The sequence below is a fragment of the Pseudomonas sp. GD03875 genome, assembly GCF_029840585.1.
GTDB classification, from domain to species: domain Bacteria; phylum Pseudomonadota; class Gammaproteobacteria; order Pseudomonadales; family Pseudomonadaceae; genus Aquipseudomonas; species Aquipseudomonas paralcaligenes.
In genome coordinates, this window is the sequence record NZ_JAOCCV010000022.1 from 1 (window position 1) to 25,557 (window position 25,557).

Sequence of the window (25,557 nt, forward strand, 5' to 3'; positions counted from 1 at the left end):
ATCCGGCCCCCCCGATGAACAGTTCGCCCGTGCCCCCTACCGGGCTGGGAGCCAGTCCACCGTCCACTACGTACGCTGCTCTTCCCGGCAGCACCTGCCCGATCGGCACGCCTGCCGTTGGAAATCGCTCCAGCGTTATTGGAGCACAGTCATATGTTGTCGCCACCACCGTGGCTTCGGTAGGACCATAGGTATTCAATAACCGAACGCTGGCCAGGTCGGACTCGAGCCATGCTTTCAGGCCATCTAGTGGCAGCGCCTCACCACCGACATGCACCTGTCGCAATGACTCACAAGGCGCCCCGCGCTCTTGCTCGAGAGCCATGAGCCGCCAGTAAGCCGCCGGCAGATCAGCCAATGTAATGCCATGCTTCCTGATGTTTGCGTACAGAGTAGAGCTATCCCAAAGCTGATTGTCGCGCAGGACCACCTGGGCCCCGGCGCACAGTGCCGGATAGAGTTGCTCTACGAAGCCATCAAAGCTGACCGTGGCAAATTGCAGAACCTTGTCAGCGTCCGACAGCCTGGAGTATTCACAGGCATCAGCGCAGAAGACGGAAAGTACCTGGTGGGAAATAGCGACGCCTTTAGGTCTTCCCGTAGAACCCGAGGTGTAAATCACATAGGCCAGGCTCTCGGGCTGTGCAACATTGTCCAGATTGTCTGCGCTGTATTCCGCCAGCCAGCCACTGCCCGTCTCAATGGACAAGCTCTGGACATCCCTTGGAATGGGCAATCGATCTTGCAGATGGCTCTGGGTCAGCAATAGCTGGATACCGCTGTCCGCCATCATGTAGGCCAGCCGCTCGTGCGGATATTCCGGGTCCAGGGGAACGTAGGCACCGCCGGCCTTGAGGGTCGCCAGCAACCCCACCACCATTTCCAGGCTGCGCTCCACGGCGATGCCCACCAGTACGTCGGGACCTACGCCTAACTCGCGCAGCTTGTGAGCCAATAGATTGGCTTTCCGGTTCAGTTGCCGGTAGGTCAGCTCCTGTTCACCCAGGATCACCGCTACCGCATCCGGGGCTTGCTCGACCCGGGCTTCGATCAACTGATGGATGAAACACTCGCCCGAGTGGCTCGTTTCGGTGCGATTCCAGTCATAAATGATTTTCTGCCGCTCTTCCCGGCCAAGAAGCGATAGCTCGCCGAGAAGCCGCCGGGGTTGTTGAGCCATGGCTTCGAGCAGGTTGCCGAAGTGTTCAGCGATCTGCCGTACCGTCGTCTCCGCGAAGTGCTCGAGATCGTAGCTGTAGTCGATCGATAGCTGTTCTCCCAGACCGACTGCCAGGGTCAGCGGGTAGTTGGTTTGTTCCTGGCTGACTACCGCGCCGAATTCGAGCTCACCTGACGAACCTTGCTGCAGGGCTTCGGAGATCGGGTAGTTCTCGAATACCAGAATACTGTCGAACAGCGCCTCGCCTCCCCACCCCGACCAACGCTGGATCTCGTACAACGGCGTGTTCTCATGCTCACGCAGCCCCAGATTCCGGTCCTGCACCTCCTGCAACCAGTCCTCCACCCGCATGTCCAGGCGTGGCGTGGCGATTACCGGCAGCGTATTGATGAACAGCCCAAGCTGCTCCTCCACGCCTCGCAGCTGCACCGGCCTGCCCGCCAACGTAGCGCCAAATACCACCGTTTCCTGTCCGGTATAGCGCTGCAGCAACAACAGCCACGCAGCCTGCATCAGGGTGTTCACCGTCACCTTCTGCGACCGCGTGAACTCAACCAGCCGACGCGTCTGCTCGCTGTCCAGCACCTGGGTGTGACCACCGTGGCCTGCGCCTTCGTTGCGCTCGTAACGAATGGCCTGGGCCAGGCGCGTCGGCTCGTCCAACTCGACCAGTTGCGACCGCCAGAATGCTTCATCGGCCACCTTGTCCTGGCCTTGCAGCCATGCGATGTAGTCACGGTATCGACCCGCTGGTACCAGAGACTCCCGCCCCGCGTAGCGCTGCAGCACCTCGCCCAGCAGCTGCGCGTTGCTCCAGCCGTCCATGAGGATGTGGTGGCTGGTATAGATCAAGTGATGTCGCCGCTCATCCGTACGCACCAGCGCCAGGCGTAGCAGCGGCGCCCGGGACAACTCGAATCCCTGGTCGCGCTCAGCTTTGGCCAGGATGTCCAACTCCCGGGCCTGCCGTGGTTGGCCTCGCCAATCATGGATAGCTAACGGCACTTCCACCTGCCGGTGTACCACCTGAATCGGTGCCTCAAGCCCCTGCCAGGCGAACGCGGCGCGCAGGATGTCGTGAACAGCGACCGTCGCCTGCCAGGCAGCCTGGAAGCGTTCGGCGTCCAGCCCATCCACATCCACTCGCAACTGGTTGATGTAGTCTCCCGCCGCCTGCTCGTACAGGGTATGGAACAGCATTCCCTGCTGCATCGGTGACAGTGGATAGACATCTTCGATGTTCCGGGCAGGAACCGGCAGAGCATCCAGTTGAACCTGGGTCAGTTTCGCCAGCGGGAAGTCGGAAGGCGTGAGCGCATGGGCATTTGCACGCGTGCAATGCTCTATTACCGCATGCAGCTCGACGACCAGCTCATCGGCCAGTCTCTGGATGGTTTCTCGCCGATACATCTCCGAGCTGTACCCCCAGCGCAGGGACAACTCGCCGCCATACACCTGTCCCTCCACGCTCAGCCAGTTGGCCAGCGGCGCATCGGCAGCCTGCGCTTGCCCACCACCATGGCCGGCCGGCACGAACAACGCCCTTTCATCGAACTGGCCGTCGAACTGCCCAAGATAGTTGAAGGTGACCCGCGGTTGCGGCAACGCCGCCAAGGCCTTTCGGGTCTTCGCCGTCCCCAGGTAGCGCAGCAGGCCGAAGCCTAGGCCCCTATCGGGCACGGCCCGTAGCTGTTCCTTCACACTCTTCAACGAGGCCGCCAGCTCAGTGGCCGGTGTCAGCTTCACCGGGTAAAGACTGGTGAACCAGCCTACGGTACGGGTCAGGTCGAGAGCTTCGAACAGGTCTTCGCGGCCATGCCCCTCCATCTGTACCAGCACTGACTCACTGCCGCTCCAGCGACACAGCACACGCGCCAGGGCAGTGAGAAGCAGATCGTTCACCTGGGTGCGGTAAGCGGCAGGCGCATCCTTGATCAAACGCTCGGTATGCTCGGCATCCAGGCGAACTTCCAGCACCGCGCCATGCTTGTTCAGCAATCCGCCGTCTGGGTTGTCGCATGGCAGCTCCTGCACCGAGCCCTCCAGGCACGATAGCCAGTCGGCCAGTTCGGACTGATGCTGCACGGCCCGCGCATGCTCTTCCAGACATGCGGCCCAGGCCTGGTAGGAACTGGTCTTGTCGGGCAAGGCCGGCTCCTGTCCGGCTGTCAGGCTTTGGTAGGCTGCCTGCAAGTCCTCGAGCAGGATCCGCCAGGACACGCCATCCACCACCAAGTGATGGATAGCCAGCAACAGACGCTGGCGACCTCCCTGGCACTGCAGAAGCGCAGCCCGCAGCAGGGGACCTTGGGCAAGGTCCAGGCTGCGCTGCACTCTATCGTGGAAGGCCTCGCCGTCAGGCCCGTGCCAGAGCAGATCCTGGTCGACATCGGTATCTGCGTACCACTGGCGCCATTCGGCCCCTTCGAACGCGAAACGCAGGCGCAGAGCATCATGCCGCTTCACCACCGATCGCAGGGCCATTTCCAGTACTTCCGGCACGATTGGCTGTCGTGCATCGAGCAGCAACGACTGGTTCCAGTGATCCCGACTGGCCATCGGCAACTCGAAGAACCAGTGCTGCACCGGCGTCAGACTGACCTCGCCGGTGACAGCGCCCTGATCGATCCGCCAGGTCGCGGCGCCCACCGCTGCCACTGCGGCCAAGCTGCTGACCGTCTGGTGCTGGAACAGGTCCTTGGGCGTGAACCGGATACCGGCCTGCCGTGCCCGGCTCACGACCTGGATGGAAACGATGGAGTCGCCGCCCAGCTCGAAGAAGTTGTCGTTGCGGCCGACACGCTCGCGCTTGAGCACGTCTTGCCAGATAGCGGCTAAACGCTGCTCGAGTTCGCTCTGCGGCGCGACATACGTATGCTGCGCGGTGCAGACATCTGGGCGTGGCAGCGCTTTGCGCTCCAGCTTGCCGTTGGGGCTGAGCGGCATGCACGCCAGGCTGATCCAGTGCGTTGGCACCATGTAGTCCGGCAGGCTCTGTGCCAGGTGAGCAACCAGCACGTCACGCCAGCCGCCCACTTCATCCGACAGCACCACGTAGCCCACCAGCTGCTTGCCATCCACCGCCAGCACAGCCGCCTCGCGAACCCTCTCATGCTCCAGCAGCCGGGCCTCGACCTCGCCCAGCTCGATACGCAAACCACGCAGTTTGACCTGATGATCAATGCGGCCGGCGTACTCGATCACGCCATCCGCGCGGTAGCGGGCCAGATCACCTGTGCGGTACATCCGTGCACCATCGTCGAAGGGGCTGGCCACAAAACGCTCTCCAGTCAGCGCGGGGCGCCGGTGATAACCGCGCGCGAGGCCTTCACCAAGCAGATACAGCTCCCCCAACACGCCGACTGGTACCGGCTGCAGGTTGTCGTCCAGCACATGGCAGCCCAGATTTCCGATCGGCCGACCGATCGGCACCGTATCGCGCCCCTCGTCAACACAACTCCAGTGGGTCACGTCGATGGCCGCTTCGGTCGGGCCGTAGAGGTTGTAGAGACTGGCTCGAGGCAGCCTGGCGAAGACTTGCTGCTGGGTATCCACCGGCAACGCCTCACCACTGCACACGATACGTTTGAGACTGGTGCACGATACGACTTCCGAGGCCTGCAGAAACGCCTGCAGCATCGAAGGCACGAAGTGCAGCGTGTTGACGCCTTCGCGGTTGATCAGCGCTACCAGCTTCGCCGGATCGCGGTGGTCACCCGGGGCTGCAATGGCTAGACGCGCACCAACCATCAGCGGCCAGAAGAACTCCCATACCGAAACGTCGAAACTGAACGGCGTCTTCTGCAAGACCGTATCGCTGCCATCGAGGCCATAGGCCTGCTGCATCCAGCACAGTCGGTTGGTCAGCGCCGAGTGGCGGTTGCCGGCGCCCTTGGGCCTGCCCGTGGAGCCGGAGGTATAGATCACGTAGGCCAGGCTCTCGCCATCCAGCGCCACTTCGGGATTGTTCCCGGAGTAGCCTTCCAGCCAGTCGCCAGCCTGGTCGAGATCGATGCGCTGCACGCCCTCGGCCAGCGGCAGCGCCAGGTGCGACTGGCTCAGCAGCAGGCGCACGCCACTGTCATCAAGCATGTAGGCCAGGCGCTCGGCCGGGTAGTCCGGATCCAGCGGCACGTATGCTCCGCCGGCCTTGAGGATGGCCAGCAGCCCCACGACCATTTCGATGGACCGCTCTACCGCGATGCCCACCAGCCCGTCAGGCTGTACGCCCAATGCGATCAGATGATGAGCCAGACGATTGGCCCGCGTATTGAGCTCGGTGTAGCTCAGGGTCTGCGCCCCGAATGCCAAGGCCGGGGACAGCGAAGCTCGTTCGACCTGCGCTTCGATCAGCTGGTGGATGCATCGATCGAGCGGATAGTCCGCATGCGAGGCATTCCAGTCGTGGAGAATTTGCCGTCGTTGCGCATCACTCAGCACCGTCAGCTCGCCGATCCGCTTGTGCGAGCCTTCGGCCAGGGCCTCCAGTACGTTGCGGTAATGACCCGCCATCTGCTCCACGGTGCGGCGATCGAACAGATCAGTGGCATAGCCGAAGGCCGCGAACAACTCGCCGCCTTTCTCGTAGGTATCCAGCGACAAGTCGAACTGTGCGATACGCGTCTCGCGCTCCAGCGCGGCCAGGCTCAATCCGGAGCGCCCCTTGATCGCGCCGGCTTCCGCCACCTGCGACTGGTGGTTGAACATCACCTGGAACAGCGGGCTGACGCTCAAGCTGCGTTCCAGCCCCAGCGCCTCGACCAGCCGCTCGAACGGCAGCTCCTGGTGTCCCTGTGCCCCCAGCGCAGTGTCTTTGACCCGCTGCAGCAGTTCATTCACGTCGATCAGCGAATCGAGCTCGGTATGCAGCACCTGGGTGTTGATGAAGCATCCGATCAGCCCCTCGACTTCCGTGCGATTGCGATTGGCCACCGGCACTCCCACGCGGATCGCCCGCTGGCCGTTGTAGCGGTGCAGCAGCACCTTGAAGGCGGCCAGCAGGACCATGAACAGGGTAACGCCCTGCTCCCTGGACAAACGCCGCAGACGCTCAACCAGGGTCGGGGCGACCTGGAATTCGTGGCGAGCGCCACGATAGCTGGGAGACAAGGGGCGCGGGCGATCAAGGGGCAGCTCCAACGGAGCATGGTCATCGCCCAGCTTGCTGCGCCAGTATTCCAACTGGCGATCCTGCTCGCCGGCCTCCAGCCAGCTGCGCTGCCACAGGGCGTAATCGCGATACTGGATCGGCAGAGGCTGCAAGTCGGCCTCCCCGCCACTGCTGGCGGCATCGTAGAGACGAATGAATTCGTCGATCAGGACGTTATATGACCAACCATCGGCGACGATATGGTGCAAGGTCAGCAACAGTACATGCTGTTGGGCCTCCAGCCTCAGCAACTGCACGCGCAATAATGGACCGTGAGCCAGATCGAAAGGGGCCAGAGCTTCGGCATCGGCCAGCTTTCTGACCTGATCGTCACGCTCGCCAGCGCCCATTGCAGTCAGGTCATGGCAAACGATAGTCACCGAAAACGGATCAACGATTCGCTGGCAGACCCTGCCGTCCTGCTCGCTGAACAAACTGCGCAGGGTTTCGTGACGCGCCACCAGAGTGTCGAAGGCGTGCTGCAAGGCCCCGGCATCCAGCTCACCTTTCAGGCGTACGGCCATAGGCAGATTGTAGGCGGCGCCTTGCGGATCGAGCTGCCACAAGAACCACATCCGCTGCTGGGCATAGGAAAGCACGTCACGCCCGTCGCTGGAAGCGCAGACTGGAATCGGAAGCAGGGAGAAGTCGATACCTTCGGCCCCCAGGCCCTCGAGGAACAGCCGCCTTTTCTCCGAAGGCAGCTCAATGAAGCGGCGGGCAAGCTTGAGGGTCTGTTCGGCATTCATTTCGGCTGTCTTCCTGGCAGTCTAGCGATGACTATGAAGGCCAAACGAATGCATGCACTGGCGATTTAGAAGCCAGCTGTTACTTCTCCAAAACACAGCCCGCAGCGCACCTGTTCGCTGTTGAACCGGCCAAGTGGTCCGCTTATGCGTTTATTTGTCGAAGCCCTGAACGTCTGTTTCTGAGTACAACCATGAAATAGGCCCCGTCATGTCACTCTCCAACATCGTCACCCGCAACCTGCGTCGACTCGCGCAACGCACCGGGCTCACCAAGGCTTCCAGCTACCGGATATTCGATGTCGAACTGAAGGAACGGCTAGCCTTGAGCCCCGCCCTTACCCGGTTCACCTTCACCGGCCCAGAGGTCGGCCAGATGAAAACCCTGGCCGCCGACCAGCGCATCAAGCTGTTCTTTCCCTCCGCGGACGGCAACCCACCGGAGCTGCCCCTGGAGGCCGACTGGCACAAGGCATCGCGCGATCTTCCGAGCGATCGCCGGCCACCGATGCGCACCTACACCATTCGCAACCTGCGTCCGCAAATGAAGGAGGTGGACGTGGATTTCGTACTGCACGGCGAGACCGGCCCGGCTTCTGCCTGGGCCACCCATGCCAGCCCAGGAGACCGCCTGCAGATGGTGGCACCGGATATCGGCTATCCGGGCGATCCCGGGGGCTACGAATGGCGCCCGCCAACCGACGTGCGCCATGTATTGCTGATCGGCGACGAGACGGCTCTGCCGGCCATCGCCGGCATCATCGAGCAACTGGCCGAGCGCCGGGACACTCCGGTGGTGCAGGCCTTTCTGGAAATTCCCACCGAGCAGGACGCCTTGCCTTTGTCCTGCGGCCCCTTGACCCGCTTGCACTGGCTGCCACGCGCGGAAACGGGAGCAAGGCACGGAGCCAGGATGATCGAGGCCGCCCATGAACTGGCTACGCTGCCCAGCTCGGCACCACGCGAGGAGAACTGGATGCCGCTGGATCAGGTGGATATCGACAGAGAACTGCCCTGGGAACTGGCCAACCCCGTCGATACGGCTTTCTATGCCTGGGTGGCGGGCGAGTCGGCGGCAGTGATGGCGATCCGTCGCCACTTCATCGGAGAGCTGGGACTGGATCGTCGCGCGTCCAGCTTCATGGGCTACTGGCGATATGGAAAAGTGCTGGGCTAGCCGCATTGCGGCTGGCGGATGCCCACCAGCGCCAGCCGCTTTCTGTCAACCCCAGACGCCCGCCACCATGGCGGAACGGGGTTGAATGCGGCGCAGGTGAACGCTCAGGTTGCTCCTGATCAGTTTCAGGACCCGGCTCTCGTGCTCGTGAATGAAGAAATGCCCACCCGCGATCATGTCCAGCGAAAAGCCGGTGGCAGTCTCGTCCTGCCAGGCCAGCAGCTGCTCCATGCTGCTCTTGTCTTCCTTGCCGCCCAGCACGTGGATCGGCAGTTCGAGACGCGGCCGTTGCCGGTACTGGTAGCGCCCGCACATCAGGAAGTCGGCTCGTAGGATCGGCAGGGTCAGGCCCATCAGCTCTTCGTTGGCGAGGACTTCTTCCGGCGTGCCCTGCAGGTCGCGCAGCTCGGCGACCAGTTCCACGTCGCTCTTGGGCTGGGAATAGTCCTTTTCGTAGTCCTCGCGCCGGGTCGGCGCTGCCGTACCGGAGGCTAGCAGCGCCAACGGCGCCGAACAGCCCCGATCGCGCAGGGCATGGGCGATCTCGAAGGCCAGCAGCGCGCCGAGGCTGTGTCCGAACAGCGCGTAGGGCTGCCCCAGACGCGGCGCCAGCTCGCCAGCCAGTTGCCGGGCCAGGGCGTGCATGTCGGTCTGCAGCGGTTCGCCGAGGCGCGCACCGCGCCCCGGCAGCTCCACCGGCCGCACCTCCAGCCAGTCCGGCAGGCTGCGCCGCCAGCGGCTGTAGACCATGGCGCTGGCACCGGAGTACGGCAGGCAGAACAGGTTCAGTTTCGACACGGTCGACGGCCTCAGTTGACGGCGGCGCCTTCGCGCTCCTTGGCCATCGCCTCCATCTTGATGCGCAGGCTCAGGGGACGCATGTCGGTCCACACCTCTTCGATGTAGGCCAGGCACTCCTTCTTGAAGCCGCTCTTGCCCGCCTTGCGCCAGCCCTTGGGAATCTCCTTGTAGTCCGGCCAAATGGAGTACTGCTCCTCGTGGTTGACGACGACCTGGAAGAGGATGTCCTCGCGATCGAAAACGGAAGTCATGGCGTGTGTCCTTGTGTGCGTTGGATCGGGAATGCCCCTGCAAGGGCTCGTACGGAACAACGTTTGGAGGCGTCGGGAAATTAGCCGGCGGCGAGCGCCGCCGACACCGCGCGGGCGAAGATGTCTGCCACCTGCTCGACCTCCTCGTGGGTGATGATCAGCGGCGGCAGGAAGCGCACCACGCTGCCGTGGCGGCCGCCCAGTTCGAGTATCAGCCCGCGCTTCAGGCATTCGCGCTGGATCGCCGAGGCCAGGGCCGGGTGGTACGGCGGATGGCCGAGGGTATCCGGCACCCCGGCCGGGTCGACGATCTCCACGCCGAGCATCAGCCCGCGCCCACGCACGTCGCCCAGTTCTGGATGAACTCGCTGCAGCTCCTGCAACCGTTCACGCAGGTGTTGGCCAACCAGTTCGGAATGCCGCGCCAGGTCGTGCTCCTGGATATAGCGGATCACCGCCGAGCCGGCGGCCATGGCCATCTGGTTGCCGCGGAAGGTGCCGGCGTGGGCGCCGGGCTGCCATTTGTCCAGCCAGTCCTGGTAAACCACCACGGACAGCGGCAGGCTGCCGCCGATGGCCTTGGACAGCACCACCACGTCCGGCACGATGTGCGCGTGTTCGAAGGCGAACATCCGCCCGGTGCGGGCGAAGCCGGTCTGGATCTCGTCGATGATCAACGGGATGCCGGCTCGCGCGGTGATCTCGCGCAGGCCGCGCAGCCAGGTGTCGGCTGCCGGAATGGCGCCCGCCTCGCCCTGCACCGCCTCGACGATCACCGCGGCCGGCGGCTGCACGCCGCCTTCCGGGTCGTCGAGCAGGTTGGCAATGTAGTGCAGGCCCACCTGGACACCCTGCTCGCCACCCAGCCCGAACGGGCAGCGGTAGTCGTAGGGGAACGGCAGGAACTGCACACCGTGGCTGAGCAGCGAGCCCAGCGGCGTCTTGGCCTTGAGGTTGCCCATCAGTCCCAACGCGCCCTGGCTCATGCCGTGGTAGCCGCCCTGGAAGGCCAGCACCGTGCTGCGCCCGGTGGCGGTACGCACCAGCTTGAGGGCCGCTTCCACCGCATCGGTGCCGGTCGGGCCGCAGAACTGGACCTTGGCCTGGCGGGCGAATTCCGCCGGCAGCACGCCGAACAGGTCCTGGACGAACTGATCCTTGACCGGCGTGGTGAGGTCCAGGGTGTGCAGCGGCAGTTCGTCGGCCAGCACCTGGCGGATCGCCTCGACCACCACCGGGTGGTTGTGGCCCAGCGCCAGCGTTCCTGCGCCGGCCAGGCAGTCGATGAAGCGCCGCCCCTCGACGTCTTCCACGTGGATGCCGCGAGCGCGCTTGAGCGCCAGGGGAATCCGCCGCGGATAGCTGCGGGCGTTGGATTCCTGCCGGGCCTGGCGGGCCAGCAGCGGGTTCTCGTCGAACCCGTAGAGTGACTCCGCTTCCACCGGTGCCTCAATTTCCGCTACCGCGATGTTCATGGTTCTACTCTCCGTGACAAGCAATGGGCCTGGTCAAACATGCTTTCGTGGGAGCGGCCTTGGCCGCGAAGTTCGCGGCCAAGGCCGCTCCCACAGGATCATCACAGCGCCTCCAGGCGCGACATCAGGTCGTCGAGGCGACTGGCCTTCTGCTCGGTGAGGGCGGCCCCCTCCAGCGACTCGATGTAGCCGGCCAGCTCGCCCACCGTGCTGCACTCGAACATCGCCCGCAGCGGCACGTTGCGCTGCAACGCCTTCTGCACCCGCGAGGCGATCTGGGTGGCCAGCAGGGAATGCCCGCCCAGCTCGAAGAAGTTGTCGTGCACGCCGACCCGCTCCACCTTGAGCACGTCCGCCCAGATGTCCGCCAGGGTCTGCTCCAGTTCGTTGCGCGGCGCCTGGTAGGCCTGCCCGCGCAGCTGGCCGATTTCCAGGGCGGGCAGCGCGCGCCGGTCGAGCTTGCCGTTGGCGCTGCGCGGCAGGGCCTCCAGCAGCAGCCAGTGCAACGGCACCATGTAGTCCGGCAGCGCGGCTCGCAGGTGCTGCTTGACGCGCTCGAACAGCTCGCCCTGCTCCACCGGCGCGGTGACCGGGGAGGCGTCGAGGATCCGCGGATCGCTCGCCACCAGGTAACCGACCAGGTACTTGCCGTTCGGTCCTTCCTGCACCGCCACGGCCGCCTCGCGGACGTCAGCCTGCTCGTGCAGGCGCGCCTCGATCTCGCCCAGCTCGATACGGAAGCCGCGGATCTTCACCTGGTGATCGATGCGCCCGACGTACTCCAGCACGCCGTCGGCGCGCCGCCGCGCCAGATCGCCGCTGCGGTACAGGCGCTCGCCGGGCTCGCGGGCGAAGGGATTGGGCAGGAATGCCTGGGCGGTGCGCAGCGGATCGCCGACATAGCCGCGGCCGACGCCGGTGCCGGCGATGCACAGCTCACCCACCGCGCCGACCGGCGCCAGCTCCAGTGCCTCGTCCAGCAGGTACAGGCGGTTGTTGTCGGTCGGGCTGCCGATGGGCAGGTAGCTGCCGGCGGTGGACGCCATGTCGACGTTGAAGAAGGCCACATCGTCCGAACACTCCGCCGGCCCGTAGGCATTGACCAGCCCCACGCCCGGATAGCGCCCCAGCCACTGGCGGGCCAGCTCCGGCGGCATCGCCTCGCCGGTGGGCAGCAGCCAGCGCAGCGCACCGAGCCCTGCCCGCTCCTCGGCGAGCATGCCCTGGATCAGCGACGGCACGCTTTCCAGCACCGTGACGCCGCGCTCGCGCACCAGGGCCAGCAAGGCGCCCGGATCGTGGGCGATGGCGTTCGGCACGATCTCCACCCGGCCGCCGAACAGCGGCGCGGCGAGGAACTGCCAGACCGAGATGTCGAAGCTCTGCGAAGCGGTCTGGGCGACCGTATCGCGCTCGTCCAGGCCCAGGTACGGCACCTTGGACAGCTGGTTGTTGAGCATCCCGGCCTGCTCGACCATCACGCCCTTGGGCAGGCCGGTAGAGCCGGAGGTGTAGATCACGTAAGCGAGGCTATCCGGCCCGGCGTAGATGCCCGGGTTGTCCGCCGGCCAGTCGCCCGCCTGCACCTCGTCCCACACCAGCAGGCGCGGGCGGCCCTGGCAGGCCAGCTCGTCCAGCAGTTCGACCACTTGCGCGCGGCAGTCCGCCGAGCACACCAGCACCGGGGCACGGCTGAGTTCGAGGATGCGGATCAGGCGCTGGGCCGGATGGGCCGGGTCGAGCGGCAGGTAGCCGGCGCCGGCCTTGAAGCTGCCGACCATCATGCCGAGCAGGTCCAGGCCACGTTCGGCCAGCAGCGCCACCGGCTGGTCGAGCCCCACGCCCTCGTTGCGCAGGGCGTGGCCCAGGCGGTTGGCGCGGGCGTTCAGCTCAGCGTAGCTCCATTGATCATCCTGGCAGCGGCCGGCGATCCGCTCGGGATGCGCCGCCACCCGGGCCTCGAACAGCCGCGCATAGCCCTGCTCCAGCGGATAGTCGCGGTCGCTGCGGTTGCAGCCCTCGGTCAGGAAGGCTCGCTCGTCGTCACCCAGCAGCGGCAGCTCGGCCATGTCGCCATGGATGCCATCGGCCAGGGCCAGCAGCAGACGCTTGAAGTCGGCGAGCAGGCGCTCGATGGTCGGCGCGTCGAAGTAGCGCTGATCGAAGGACAGGTGCAGCCCCAGCTCGTCGCCCGGGTAGCAGACCACGGTGAGCGGGAAATTGGTGTGGGTGCGCCCCGACTCGGAGCTGGCCCTGAGGCCTTGGGCACGGTCCAGCACCGCGCTGTCCACCGGCGCGTTCTCGTAGACGAACAGGCTGTCGAACAGCGGCTGGCCCTTGGGCAGCTCGCTGCACTCCTGGATGTCCACCAGCGGCAGGTATTCGTACTCGCGCAGCTCCAGGTTGCGCTCCAGCAGCTCGCGCAGCCAGTCGCGCACGCTGCGCCGCTCGCCCGGCTGCGGCAGGCTCAGGCGCAGCGGGATGCTGTTGATGAACAGACCCACGGTGCCCTGCATCTCCGGCATGCTCACCGGGCGCCCGGCCACGGTGACGCCGAAGGCCAGGTCACGCTCGCCGCTGTAGCGGTGCAGCACCAGCGCCCAGGCCGCCTGGGCGAAGGTGTTGACGGTCAGCTGGTAGCGCTGGGCGAGTTCGCGCAGGCGCACGCCGTCGGCGGCGTCCAGCCGTGCGTGGCGGTCGCCGACACGCATGCCGCCGGTGTGCTCGCGCAGCAGCGGACGGTCGCTGGGGATGTAGGTCGGCCGCTCGAAGCCGCTCAGGTTGTCGCGCCACCAGCGGTGCGCCGCATCCAGGTCCTGGCGCTGCAGCCAGGCGATGTAGTCGCGGTAGCGCGGCGCGGAGGGCAGCACCGGCTCGCGGTTCTCGCCCAGGGCGGCGTAGATCTCCAGGAAGTCGCCTATCAGCAGGCCGCGGCACCAGGCGTCGATGAGGATGTGGTGGTTGCTCATCATGAACCAGTAGCGCGCCTCGCCCAGGCGGATCAGCCGCAGGTGGAACGGCGGCTCGCGCAGCAGCTCGAAGCCCGCCTCGCGCTCGCGCTTGTGCAGGGCCTGCAGGCGCTCCTCGTGGCCGTCCTCGGGCAGCCCGCTCCAGTCCAGGTTTTCGATGCGCGCGGCGCCCGGCTTGTGGATGACCTGCAGCATGGTCTCGCCGGCGTCCCAGGTGAACGACGCGCGCAGCGCCTCGTGGCGCGCCACCACCGCCTGCCAGGCGCGGCAGAAGCGCTGCAGGTCGAGTTCGCTGTCGATCCGGTAGCGGTCCTGCATGTAGTAGATGCCGGTGCCCGGCTCCAGCAGGGTGTGCAGCAGCAGGCCCTCCTGCATCGGGGTCAGCGGGTAGATGTCGTCGATCAGCCCGCCCGCCACCGGCAGTGCGTCGAGCTGGGCCTGGGTGAGCTGCGCCAGCGGGAAGTCGGAAGGCGTCGGCCCGCCCGCGTCCTCGTCCAGGCAGTGCTCGATCAGCCGCTGCAGCTCCTCGACGAAGCCTTCGGCCAGCGCCTGCACGGTCTGCTCCTCGTAGCGACCGGCGCCGTAGGTCCAGCGCATGCGCAGTTCGCCGCCGTAGACCTGGGCGTCAACCGACAGCCAGTTGGGCAGCGGCGCATCCTCGCCGTGGGCCGCTCCGTCCGCTTCGTCGAGCGGCTGGAACAGCGCGGTGCGGTCGAAGCTCTGGTCGAACTGGCCTAGGTAGTTGAAGGTGATCCGCGCTTGCGGCAGCGCGGCCATCGCCGCGCGGCTGGCGGCATCGGCCAGGTGACGCAGCACACCGTGGCCGAGCCCCTTGTGCGGCACGCCGCGCAGCTGCTCCTTGACTGCCTTGATGGTGTCCGCCAGCGCCTCGGCGGGCTGCAGGCAGACCGGATAGGCGCTGGTGAACCAGCCCACGGTGCGGGTCAGGTCGATGTCGTCGAACAGCGGCTCGCGGCCGTGCCCTTCCAGTTGCACCAGCACTTGGTCCCGTCCGCTCCAGCGGCACAGCACGCGGGCCAGCGCGGTTAGCAGCAGTTCGTCCACCCGCGTGCGGTAGGTCGCCGGAGCCTGTTGCAGCAGTTGGCGGGTGTACTCGACGCCAAGCCGCAGGCTGACGCTGCGGGCGTCCCGGTAGCGGTCTTCGGCGCCAACCCGGTCGCAGGGCAGCTCGCCGTCCTGCTCGCCCAGGTGCGCCTGCCACCAACCCAGCTCCTCGCGCAGGGATTCGCTGGCGGCATAGGCTTCCAGCCGCTCGGCCCAGTCGCGCAACGAGCTGGTACGAGCCGGCAGGGCTGCGGGCTGGCCGGCCGCCAGCTGCCGGTAGCTGGCCTGCAGGTCCTCCAGCAGCACCCGCCAGGACACCCCGTCCACGGCCAGGTGGTGGATCGCCAGCAACAGCTTCTGCCGCCCGTCCCCGTCCTCGACCAGCAGGACGCGCAGCAGCGGACCATGCTCCAGATCGAGACTGCGCTGGGCCTCGTCGAACAGCGCCTGGCAATCGTCCAGATCATCCACCCGCCGTTGCCACAGCAGTCCTTCGTCACCCTCGCCCACGGCGCGGTACTCGGCCTGCCAGCGGCCGTCGACCTGACGGAACGCCAGGCGCAGGGCATCGTGATGGTCGTGCAGCTGTTGCAGGGCACGCTCCAGGGGAAGCGCCTCCAGGCGGACGCTGGGCGCCAGCAGCAGCGCCTGGTTCCAGTGTTGCGCGGCGGCCAGGCCCTGGTCGAAGAACCAGTGCTGGATCGGCGTCAGCGGCGTGGCGCCGGCCAGCGGACCTTGCTCGCTCGCCACCGCCTCGACCTGGCTGGCGATCCCGGCGAGGGCCTGCACCGTCTGGTGCAGGAACAGGTCGCGCGGGGTGAAGTGGATGCCCGCCTGACGCGCACGGCTGACCACCTGGATCGACAGGATCGAGTCGCCGCCCAGCTCGAAGAAGTTGTCGCCCAAACCGACCTGGCGGACGTTCAGCACCTCCTGCCAGATCGCCGCCAACTGCCGCTCCAGTTCGTTGCGCGGCGCCAGGAAGGCCTGGCGGTCCTGCTCGGCGTCGGGCGCCGGCAGGACGCGGCGGTCGAGCTTGCCGTTGGGGGTCAGCGGCAGGCGATCGAGCAGCACCAGATGCGCCGGCACCATGTAGTCGGGCAACTGCGCTCGCAGATGGGTCCTGATCGACTCGCGCAATGCCATCCGCGCCGGCTCGTCGAGCCCCGCCGTGGCGGTCGCCAGGTAGCCGGCCAGCTGCTTGCCGGACGGCGTGTCCAGGGCCAGCACCGCCACGTCATCCACGGCAGGATGCTCGCGTAGGCGCGCCTCGATCTCGCCCAGCTCGATGCGGAAGCCGCGCACCTTGACCTGCTGGTCGATGCGACCGAGGTATTCGGCCTGATTGTCGTCGCGCAGACGCACCCGGTCGCCACTGCGGTACAGCCGCGCCCCGGCGAGGCCGAACGGGTCAGGCACGAAGCGCTCGGCGGTCAGCGCCGGACGCCGGTGGTAGCCGCGCGCCAGGCCCGCGCCGCCCAGGTACAGCTCGCCGGCGGCGCCATGGGGCAGCGGCGCCAGGTCGGCGTCGAGGATGGCGCCCCGGCGGGCGCCGACCAGGCTGCCGATCGGCACGCTGCCGGCGCCCTCTTCCAGGCGCTCCGGCGCCAGGCAGGCCAGCGGCATGACTACCGTCTCGGTCGGCCCGTAGGCGTTGAAGAAGGACTGTGGCGCGAAGGCCGCGCGAATCCGCTGCAGGTGCTCGCCGGTCAACGCCTCGCCACCGGTGATGCACAGCCGTACCGGCAGGCGCTCGTCGCGGGTGGCCAGCCACTGGGCCAACTGGCTGCCATAGCTGGGGGTGAAGCCGAGGATGGTGACGCCCTGCTCGCGGATCAACTGGCAGATCGACTCCGCGTCCCACTGCCCCTGCGCACGCAGCACCACCCGCGCGCCGCACAGAAGCGGCGCGAACAGCCGCTCGCTGGCCGCGTCGAAGTTGATCGAGTAGAAGTGCAGCTCGCAGTCGTCGGCGCGCATGCCGAAGCGCTCGATCACCGCCCGGCAGTGCATGGCGATCTCGCCGTGGGACACCGCCACGCCCTTGGGCTGGCCGGTGGAGCCGGAGGTGTAGATCAGGTAGGCCAAGTTGTCCGGCCGGGCGATCCGCGGCAGCGCGCCGCTGGCGTAGCCGTCCAGCGCAGCCAGGTCGTCCTCCAGGCACCAGCGGCCGACGCCGGCCGGCAGCTCGCCGAGCGCCTCGAACAGCGCGGCGTGGCCGAGCAGCAGGGCGATACCGCTGTCCTCGATCAGGTAGCGCAGGCGTTCCAGCGGGTATTCCGGGTCGAGCGGCACGTAGGCGCCACCCGCCTTGAGGATCGCCAGGATGCCGACGACCAGCTCCGGCGAGCGTTCCAGGGCGAGGCCGACCGGCACTTCCGGGCCGACGCCGCGCTCGCGCAGCACGCGGGCCAGGCGATTGGCCCGGGCGTCCAGTTCGGCGTAGCTCAGGGTCCGTTCGCCGAAGGTCAGTGCCGGCGCCCTGGGGGTCTCCGCCGCCTGACGGGCGAACAGCTCGTGCAGGCAGGCGTCCAGTGGATGCTCGCCAGCCGGCTCGGCCAGGGTGACGGGTTCGCCGGCGGCCAGCATCGGCAGTTCGGCGATGCGCCGCGTCGGTTCGTCGAGCATGGCGGCCAGCAGGCGCTGCCAGTGCCCAGCCATGCGCGCGACGGTCGGCTCGTCGAACAGGTCGGAGCTGTAGGTCAGGCAGCAGCCCAGGCGCTGGTCGAGGTCGGTGACTTCCAGGTAGAGGTCGAACTTGGTCGCCCGCGCATCGTTGACCAGGTATTCGACGGTCATCCCCGCCAGTTGCCGGGTCTGCTGGAACTCCCAGCGCTGCACGTTGCACATCACCTGGAACAGCGGATGGTGGGCGGCGCTGCGCGGCGGCTGCAGGGCCTCCACCAGTTCGTCGAACGGCAGGTCCTGGTGGGCCTGGCCCTCGATCACCGTGTCACGCACCTGCTCGAGCAACTCGGCGACGCTCATCTGCCCGTCCAGCCGGCAGCGCAGCACCTGGGTGTTGAGGAAGGCGCCGATCAGCCCTTCGCTCTCCGGGCGGATACGGTTGGCCACCGGCGCGCCGATGCGCAGGTCGCCCTGCCCGCTGTAGCGGTACAGCAGCAGCGCCAGGGTCGCGGTGGCGGTCATGAACATGGTCAGTCCGTTGGCCGCGTTCCAGGCGCGCACCCGCTCGGCCAGCACCGGGTCGAGGTCGAAGCGGAACAGCTCGCCGCGGTGGCTCTGCACCGGCGGGCGCGGACGGTCGGCGGGCAGCTCCAGCAGCGGATGCTCGTCACCCAGCTGGGCGCGCCAGTAGTCCAGCTGGCGCTGGCGTTCGCCGCTCTCCAGCCAGCGGCGCTGCCACTGGCTGTAGTCGAGGTACTGCACCGGCAGGGGTTGCAGGGGCGATTCGCGCTCGTCGAGGAAAGCCTCGTAGAGCAGTCCCAGCTCGCGGGCGAACACGTCCATTGCCCAGCCTTCGGTGACGATATGGTGCAGGGTCACCACCAGGAAGTACTCGTGCTCGCCCGCCTTGACCAGGCAGACGCGCAGCAGCGGCCCGCGCTCCAGATCGAAGGGCTGGTGCGCCTGCTCGTCGGCCAGCGCCTGCAGGCGCGCCTGGCGCTCGCCGGCCGGCAGCGCGGACAGGTCCAGCCACTGCATGCGCAGGTCGGACTGCTCGGCGACGCGCTGCCAGGGCTTGCCGGCGTCGCTGGGGAAGGTAGTGCGCAGGGTCTCGTGGCGCTGGATCAGCGCCTGCAGCGCCGCCTCGAAGCGCTGCACGTCCAGCACCCCGCTCAGCCGGGCCATGCCGCCGACGTTGTAGGCCGGGCTCTGCGGGTCGAGCTGCCAGAGGAACCACATGCGCTGCTGGGAATGGGACAGCGGGAAGCGCTGGCCGCGGTCCGCCCGCTCGATCACGCCCCAGCCGTCGCGCGCGCCCTCCTCTTCCAGCCGGGCGACCTCGGCGGCGAATTCGCCCAGGCGGCCAGCCTCGAACAGACTGCGCAGCGGCAGGTCGACATCGAACGCCTGGCGCACCCGCGAGATGATGCGGGTGGCCAGCAACGAATGGCCGCCCAGGGCGAAGAAGTCGTCGTCCAGACCGATGCGCGGCAAGCCCAGCACCTCCTGCCAGATCGCCGCCAGGCGGCGCTCGCGCTCGTCCCGTGGCGGCACGTGGCCACGCGCCTGCCAGCGCGGCTCCGGCAGAGCCTTGCGGTCCAGCTTGCCGCTCGGCGTCAGCGGCAGCGCGTCGAGGCGCACGAACTGCGCCGGCACCATGTACTCGGGCAGGCGTTCGGCCAGGGCGCGCTTCAGCCGCTCGGCCAGGGTCGCGTCGTCCTCCTCGCCGTCGCGGGTCAGGTAGGCAACCAGTTGCGCGCCGCCCGCGCCCTCGCGCACCAGCACTGCCGCCTGGCGGACCGCCGGCTGCGCCAGCAGGTGGGCACGGATTTCCTCCAGCTCGATACGGAAGCCACGCACCTTGACCTGCTCGTCGGCACGGCCGAGGAATTCCAGCGCCCCATCGTGGCGCCAACGCGCCAGGTCGCCGCTGCGGTACAGCCGCGTGCCTTCCTCGCCCGGCACGAAGCGCTCGGCGGTCAGTGCCGGACGTCCCAGGTAGCCGCGCGCCAGGCCGCTGCCGCCGAGCCACAGTTCAGCCACCGCGCCGGCGGGCGCCAGCTCCAGTTCGCCATCGCGCAGCTCGCAAACCACACCCGCCAGCGGACGACCGATCGGTACCCGCGCGCCCTCCTCGTCGTCGCAGCGCCAGTGGGTGACGTTGATCGCCGTCTCGGTCGGCCCGTAGCGGTTGTGCAACGCCACCTGGGGCAGGCGCTCACGCACGCGCCGGCCCAGCTCGCCGGACAGCGCCTCGCCGCCGGAGAACAGGTGGCGCAGGCTGTGGCAGTCGCCGACCGCCGGCTCCTCGACGAACAGCTGCAGCAGCGGCGGCACGAAGTGCAGGCAGGTCACGCCGTGTTCCTGCACCAGCTCCACCAGGCGACGCGGATCGCGGTGCTCGCCGTCCGCCGTCAGTACCAGGCGGCTGCCGGCGATCAGCGGCAGGAAGCACTCCCAGACCGACACGTCGAAGCCCAGCGGCGCCTTCTGCAGCAGCACGTCCGCGGCGTCCACCGCGTATTCGCGGCGCATCCAGTGCAGCCGCTCGCTCAGCGCGCCATGGCTGACGCCGACGCCTTTCGGCGTGCCGGTGGAACCGGAGGTGTAGATCACGTAGGCCAGGTTGCTGGCGTCCAGCGCCAGGGCGGGCGGCGTGTCCGGATGGCCTTCGACGTCCAGCGCCTCCAGCGCCAGGGCCGTCACGTCCGCCGGCAGCTCCAGCGTGTCCAGCACCCGCCGGTGGCCGAGCAGCAGGCGCAGGCCGCTGTCCTCGATCATCCAGGCCAGGCGCTCGCGCGGGTAGTCGGCGTCCATCGGCACGTAGGCGCCGCCGGCCTTGACTACGGCCATCAGGGCCACCATCAGTTCGACGCCGCGCCCGGCCAGCAGGCCGACCCGCACTTCCGGCCCGACGCCCAGCTCGCGCAGGCGATGGGCCAGGCGGTTGGCGCGGCGCTCCAGCTCGGCGTAGTCCAGGGTCACGCCAGCACTGACCAAGGCGACAGCCTGGGGCGTTGCCTGCACCTGGGCAGCCAGCAGTTCGGGCAGCAGGGCCTTGGCCGGCTCCGCCGGCTGGCGGCCCCACTCGCGCAGTTGCCGTTGCTCATCGGTATCGAGCAACGGCAGGTCGCCGATGGCGCGTTCGGGGCTCTCGCCGACCTGCTCCAGCAAGCGCACAAAGTGCGCGGCCAGGCGCTCGACGCTGGCGCGCTCGAACAGTTCGCTGGCGTAGTCGAAGGCCAGGCGGATGCGCCCCTGGCGGTCTTCCTCGCTGTGCAGCTGCAGGTCGAACTTGGCCTCGCGGCTGTGCCAGGGCAGTTCCTCGGCGAGCAGGCCGGGCAGGCGGCGCAGCGACTCCAGATCGCGCTGCTGGTGGTTGAACATCACCTCGAACAGCGGCCCGCCGCCCATAACCTCGACCACCCGCTCGAACGGCAGGTCCTGGTTGGCCTGGGCGCCCTCGACGGTTCGCCGCGCGGCCGCCAGCATCTCGGCGAAGGTCTGCCGCGAATCCAGCCGTCCGCGCAGCACCTGGGTGTTGATGAAGAAGCCGACCAGCCCCTGCACCTCCTGGCGCGGACGGTTGGCGTTGGGCACGCCGAGGCGGATGTCGGCCTGCCCGGTGTAGCGGTGCAGCAGGGTCTGGAAAGCGGCCAGCAGGACCGCGAACAGGGTGGTCTCGTGGTGCCGCGCCAGCCCCTGCAGGCGCTCGCCGAGGGCCTTGTCCAGGCGCAGTCCGAGGCGTTCGGCAGCCGAATCGCGCCCGCCGCGCGGCCGGTCCAGTGGCAGCGCCAGGGGCTGGTGCTCGTCAGCCAGCTCGGCGCGCCAGTACTCCAGCTGCTCCTCGAAGCGGGCGGCCTCGTCCTGCTGCCAGGCCGCATAGTCGGCGTAGCGGATAGGCAACGGCGCCAGGGACGGCGCCTGGCCCTGGAGATGGGCGGCGTAGAGCCGCGCGAACTCGTCGAGCAGCAGGCCCAGCGACCAACCGTCGGCGACGATGTGGTGCAGGGTCACCAGCAGCAGGTGGTCCTGCTCATCCAGGCTGACCAGGCGCACGCGCAGCAGCGGGCCGTGCTCCAGATCGAAGCGGAAGCGCGCCTCCTCCTCGCGGATCGCCCTCGCCCGCTCCTCGCGCTGCGCCTCCGGCAGCACGGAAAGATCGTCGCGCAGCAGGGTCCAGTCGCCCACGGCGCCGATGCGCTGGAAGCCGACGCCGTCTTCCTCGTGGAAGGTGGTGCGCAGCGACTCGTGGCGCTCGACCAGGGTGGCGAAGCTGCGCTGCAGCGCCTGCTCGTCCAGTTCGCCGCGCAGGCGCAGGCCGCCGGGGATGTTGTAGGCGACACTGTCCGGCTCCAGTCGGGAGAGGAACCACAGGCGGTTCTGGGCCGGCGACTGCAACAGGGCGTGGCCGTCGGCCAGGCGCGGAATGCCGTCGCCCGCCTCGCCACCGGCCGCCAGCCGCGCGCAGAAGCCGCGCAGCGTGGGGGCGTCGTACAGCGTGCGCAGCTCCAGGTCGAGGCCGGTGGCGTCACGCAGCTCGGCGATCATCTGGATGGCCTGCACGGAGTTGCCGCCAAGGGCGAAGAAGTTCGCGTCGGGGTCCAGGCGGTCGGTCCTGAGTACTTCGCGCCAGAGCGCGGCGACACGCTCGTCGAGCGGCAGCTGCGCCTCGCTGACGGCCGGTTGCGCCGCCTGCCCCTCGCGGAAGTCGGCGACCAGCGCCAGTTCGCCCGCCTCGTAGCGCTGCCGGCAGGCGGAGCGCTGCAACTTGCCGCTGGAGGTCTTCGGCAGAGCGCCTGGCTCCAGCAGCAGCACCAGCGCCGGCGCCTCGTGATGCACCTCGGCCACCGCCTGGCGGATGCGTCCGATCAGTTCCTCGGCGGGCACCTGCCGGGCGGTGCGCCGGCTGATCTCCGCGGCCACGCCGAGCGCCTCGCGGCCCTCGTGGGTCACCGCGAAGGCCGCCACGCGCCCGCGGCGTGCCTCGGCGATGCGCTCCTCCACCGTGCGCTCGATATCCTGAGGATAGAGGTTCTGGCCGCGGACGATCAGCATGTCCTTGAGCCGGCCGGTGACGAACAGCTCGCCCTGGTGGCGGAAGCCCAAGTCGCCGGTGCGCAGCCAGGTGCGGCCGTCGCGCTCGACGAAGGTGTTCGCGCTCGCCTGCGGGTTGCGCCAGTAGCCCCGGGCGACGCTCGGCCCGCTCGACCAGACCTCGCCGACCAGGCCGTCGGCCAGCGCCTCGCCGCTCTGCGGATCGACGACCAGCAGCGGATGTTCGGGCTGTTCCCAGCCGCAGCTCATCAGGGTCGCGTCCTCGCCCGGCGCGAAGCGGTTCGCCGCCAGCGCGGCGGCATCGACCCGCAGGCCCGGAATGCCCTGGCCCGGCCTGCCGCCGGTGACGAACAGGGTCGCCTCGGCCAGCCCATAGCTGGCCAGGTAGGCGCCTGGCCGGAAGCCGCAGGGGGCGAACCGCTCGGCAAAGGCGTCCAGGCTGTCCTGGCGGATCGGCTCGGAACCGGAGAAGGCCACTCGCCAGTGGGACAGCTCCAGGCCGGCCAGCTTGCCCTCGGCGATGCGCTCGTGGCACAGGCGGTAGGCGAAGTCCGGCCCGCCGCTGATGGTGCCCCGGTAGCGGCTGATCGCCTCCAGCCAGCGTACCGGCCGTTCGAGGAAGTACTGCGGCGACATCAGCACCACCGACACGCCGCTGTAAATGCCCTGCAGCAGCCCGCCGATCAGACCCATGTCGTGGTACAGCGGCAGCCAGCTGACGATCACGTCGTCGGCACCGATGCCGTAGCCCTGGCGGATCAGCCATTCGTTGGCCGCCAGGTTGGCGTGGCTGACCTGCACGCCCTTCGGCGCGGCGGTGGAGCCGGAGGTGTACTGCAGGAAGGCGATGGCCTCGGGCGCGACGACGGGCGCCAGCCAGCCCTCGCCCAGGGCCGCTTCCAGCTCGTCCACCGCCAGCAGCTCCGGCATGGCGCCGCCGAAGGACGCGCCGAGCTGGCCCAGGGAGCCGGCGAGCTTGCCGGTGGTGAGGATCAGCCCCGGCTCCGCGTCGGCGACGATCGACACCAGCCGCCGCAGGTGCTGCTCCTGGTTGCTCTCCGGCGGATAAGCCGGCACCGCGATCACCCCGGCGTAGAGGCAGGCGAAGAACGCCGCGACGTAGTCCGGCCCGCTGGGAAACAACAGGACCGCCCGCTCGCCGGGCGCCACCCGCTGCGCCAGCGCGGCCGCGATGACCCGCACCCGGCCGTCCAGCTGCCGATAGCTCAGCACCTCCTCCCCGTCGCTGCCGAGAAAGCTCAGTGCCAGCCGGTCCGGCTCGGCGGCGGCCCGGGTCATCAGCGCATCGGCCATGGAAACGGGGCGTTGGAAGGTATCCGTCATCTCTGCACCTTTCGACTCAATCTGGGCGGGGCTCGCGTCGGGGGCATCCCGAGGCCATGGAGCGATGACGGATCGTCGGGGGAGAAAATTAGTGACGGCGGCGAGGGTCGGAAACGGAGAAAACGAGGCGGGGGTAAATATTCTGCAAACAGGTTCGTTTCTACTTGGCTGAGCGGTCATGCGACCACGCCTTGGCTCTAGCTCAGGCCCTTCGGGTTATATCCATCTAATTTAAAATTATTATCATTCGCGTTTGACACATATTCTCACACTGTCTACCGTACTCCGCGCTGTGAAGGATTAACCGGCTCTCAGTAGCCCTGTCGCATAGGTAGAACCATGCAGGAATATGGAAATGTCGAGCGCTCCGTCAGCGGGGCCCCTTCGCTGCTTCAGGCATTGGTGGAAAACCGCACGATCCTGGTCAAGACGGCCGCCCGGATCACGGGGTGCCATAGCCGCGCAGAGGATGTGGTCCAGGACGCCTTCCTCAGGCTGGCGGGTGGACGGGCCATCACCCTCCCCCTCAGGGCCCAGATCAACTATGTCTTCCGGATCGTGCGCAACCTGGCCATCGATCACTATCGCAAGCAGGCGATGGAACAACGCTACATCGGCAGCGAGGAGGAAGGCATGCACGCCACCAGCGGCAACGCGACTCCCGAGGCCGCCAACCTCAATCAGGAAACCCTGGAGATCATCGACAGCGCCCTGAACCAGCTGCCCGAGCGAACCCGCTACGCCTTCGAGATGTATCGCATCCATGGCGTCCAGCAGAAGGACATCGCCAAGGAGCTGGGGGTTTCACCGACGCTGGTCAATTTCATGATCCGCGATGCGCTGGTGCACTGTCGCAAGACGGTGGGCCAGTCCCACGACTGACACGCCCTGCCGAGCGGAAGGCGCCGGTGAGATTCTGCCAAAGGCCCGGGCCGGAATACCGGGTCTCGCTGCCCGGCTGCGTGGTGATGGGCACCCGCTTCGATCATCGCCTGCTGGGCGCCGGCTGCATCGATCGAAGCGGCATTCCCCTGCCCCCGGCCATCCGCCGTTCGGTACCCCGGCGCCAGGCCGAGTTCGTGGCCGGCCGGCTGTGCGCCAAGGAGGCCCTGGAACGGCTCACCGGTACCCCGGCCATCCCGCCGATCGGCGAAGATCGCGCCCCTCGCTGGCCCGAGGCCGTCTGCGGCGCCATCACCCACAACCGTCACCGCGCCCTGGCGATGGTCGCCCGGCGCAACGACTACCTGGCCCTCGGCGTCGACATCGAATCCCTCATCGACGACGCGCTGGTCGACGAACTCGCCGGGGAACTGCTGACCCAAGGCGAGCGCGAGCGATTCCTCAGCCTGCCGAAGGAACAGCGCGCCCACCTGCTGACCCTGACCTTCTCGCTCAAGGAGAGCCTGTACAAGGCGCTCCACCCGCTGACCGGCCGCCAGTTCTATTTCGAGCATGCGGAACTGCTCGCCTGGTCGGCGGACGGCCGGGCGAGACTGCGGCTGCTGTGCTGGCTCGACGAACGATTCCCGGAGAACACCGAGATCGACGGCCGTTTCTGCATGATCGAAGACGATCTGCTCAGTTACGTGGCCATCGCCAATTCGCGGGGAGCCCTCGGACTCGCTCCCTGCTGACCCGGACTGCCCGCCACGCCTGGTTTGCGCCGACGATCCGCTACCTTCGCGAAGCCCCTCCGCCGAGGAAAAGTAGT

General features: G+C 67.8%; 8 protein-coding genes. 3 read left to right on the forward strand and 5 right to left on the reverse strand.

The features are described 5' to 3' along the window. Positions 1 to 7,078 (reverse strand): non-ribosomal peptide synthetase (locus N5D30_RS17905; RefSeq protein WP_279910049.1); only part of this gene is annotated, 7,078 nt, incomplete at its 3' end. Positions 7,079 to 7,286: 208 nt separating this feature from the next. Between N5D30_RS17905 and N5D30_RS17910 the strand changes: the two genes are divergently transcribed. Further along, positions 7,287 to 8,252: a siderophore-interacting protein gene (locus tag N5D30_RS17910; protein ID WP_279910051.1), complete on the forward strand. Its 966-nt coding sequence runs from the start codon at positions 7,287 to 7,289 to the stop codon at positions 8,250 to 8,252. Positions 8,253 to 8,297: 45 nt separating this feature from the next. Here the strand turns inward: N5D30_RS17910 and N5D30_RS17915 are convergent, their stop codons facing one another. The 4 genes from N5D30_RS17915 to N5D30_RS17930 form a co-directional block, all read right to left on the reverse strand. Next, the gene (locus tag N5D30_RS17915) at positions 8,298 to 9,050 is read right to left on the reverse strand and encodes an alpha/beta fold hydrolase (protein WP_279910052.1); all 753 of its coding nucleotides are present in this window, start codon (positions 9,048 to 9,050) and stop codon (positions 8,298 to 8,300) included. Positions 9,051 to 9,061: 11 nt separating this feature from the next. Next, positions 9,062 to 9,304: an MbtH family protein gene (locus tag N5D30_RS17920; protein ID WP_220814458.1), complete on the reverse strand. Its 243-nt coding sequence runs from the start codon at positions 9,302 to 9,304 to the stop codon at positions 9,062 to 9,064. An 80-nt stretch (positions 9,305 to 9,384) separates the two neighbouring features. Beyond that, a complete protein-coding gene (locus N5D30_RS17925) occupies positions 9,385 to 10,779 on the reverse strand; it encodes an aspartate aminotransferase family protein (protein ID WP_279910053.1) in 1,395 nt (464 codons plus the stop codon). A gap of 101 nt (positions 10,780 to 10,880) precedes the next feature. After that, complete coding sequence (locus tag N5D30_RS17930; protein ID WP_279910054.1) at positions 10,881 to 23,843, reverse strand: non-ribosomal peptide synthase/polyketide synthase; 12,963 nt, start codon at positions 23,841 to 23,843, stop codon at positions 10,881 to 10,883. Positions 23,844 to 24,182: 339 nt separating this feature from the next. Here N5D30_RS17930 and N5D30_RS17935 point away from each other — a divergent pair, with 339 nt between their 5' ends. Together N5D30_RS17935 and N5D30_RS17940 are read left to right on the forward strand one after the other, a co-directional pair. Then, entirely contained in the window at positions 24,183 to 24,725 is a 543-nt protein-coding gene (locus N5D30_RS17935) for an RNA polymerase factor sigma-70 (protein WP_220814461.1), read from the forward strand. A gap of 26 nt (positions 24,726 to 24,751) precedes the next feature. After that, entirely contained in the window at positions 24,752 to 25,480 is a 729-nt protein-coding gene (locus N5D30_RS17940; protein ID WP_279910055.1) for a 4'-phosphopantetheinyl transferase superfamily protein, read from the forward strand. Positions 25,481 to 25,557 lie beyond the last annotated feature (77 nt).

Coding starts and splice junctions, on each gene's coding strand:
- N5D30_RS17935 (WP_220814461.1), top strand. CDS start 24,183: ATGCAGGAATATGGAAATGTCGAGCGCTCCGTCAGCGGGGCCCCTTCG.
- N5D30_RS17910 (WP_279910051.1), top strand. CDS start 7,287: ATGTCACTCTCCAACATCGTCACCCGCAACCTGCGTCGACTCGCGCAA.
- N5D30_RS17930 (WP_279910054.1), bottom strand. CDS start 23,843: ATGACGGATACCTTCCAACGCCCCGTTTCCATGGCCGATGCGCTGATG.
- N5D30_RS17925 (WP_279910053.1), bottom strand. CDS start 10,779: ATGAACATCGCGGTAGCGGAAATTGAGGCACCGGTGGAAGCGGAGTCA.
- N5D30_RS17920 (WP_220814458.1), bottom strand. CDS start 9,304: ATGACTTCCGTTTTCGATCGCGAGGACATCCTCTTCCAGGTCGTCGTC.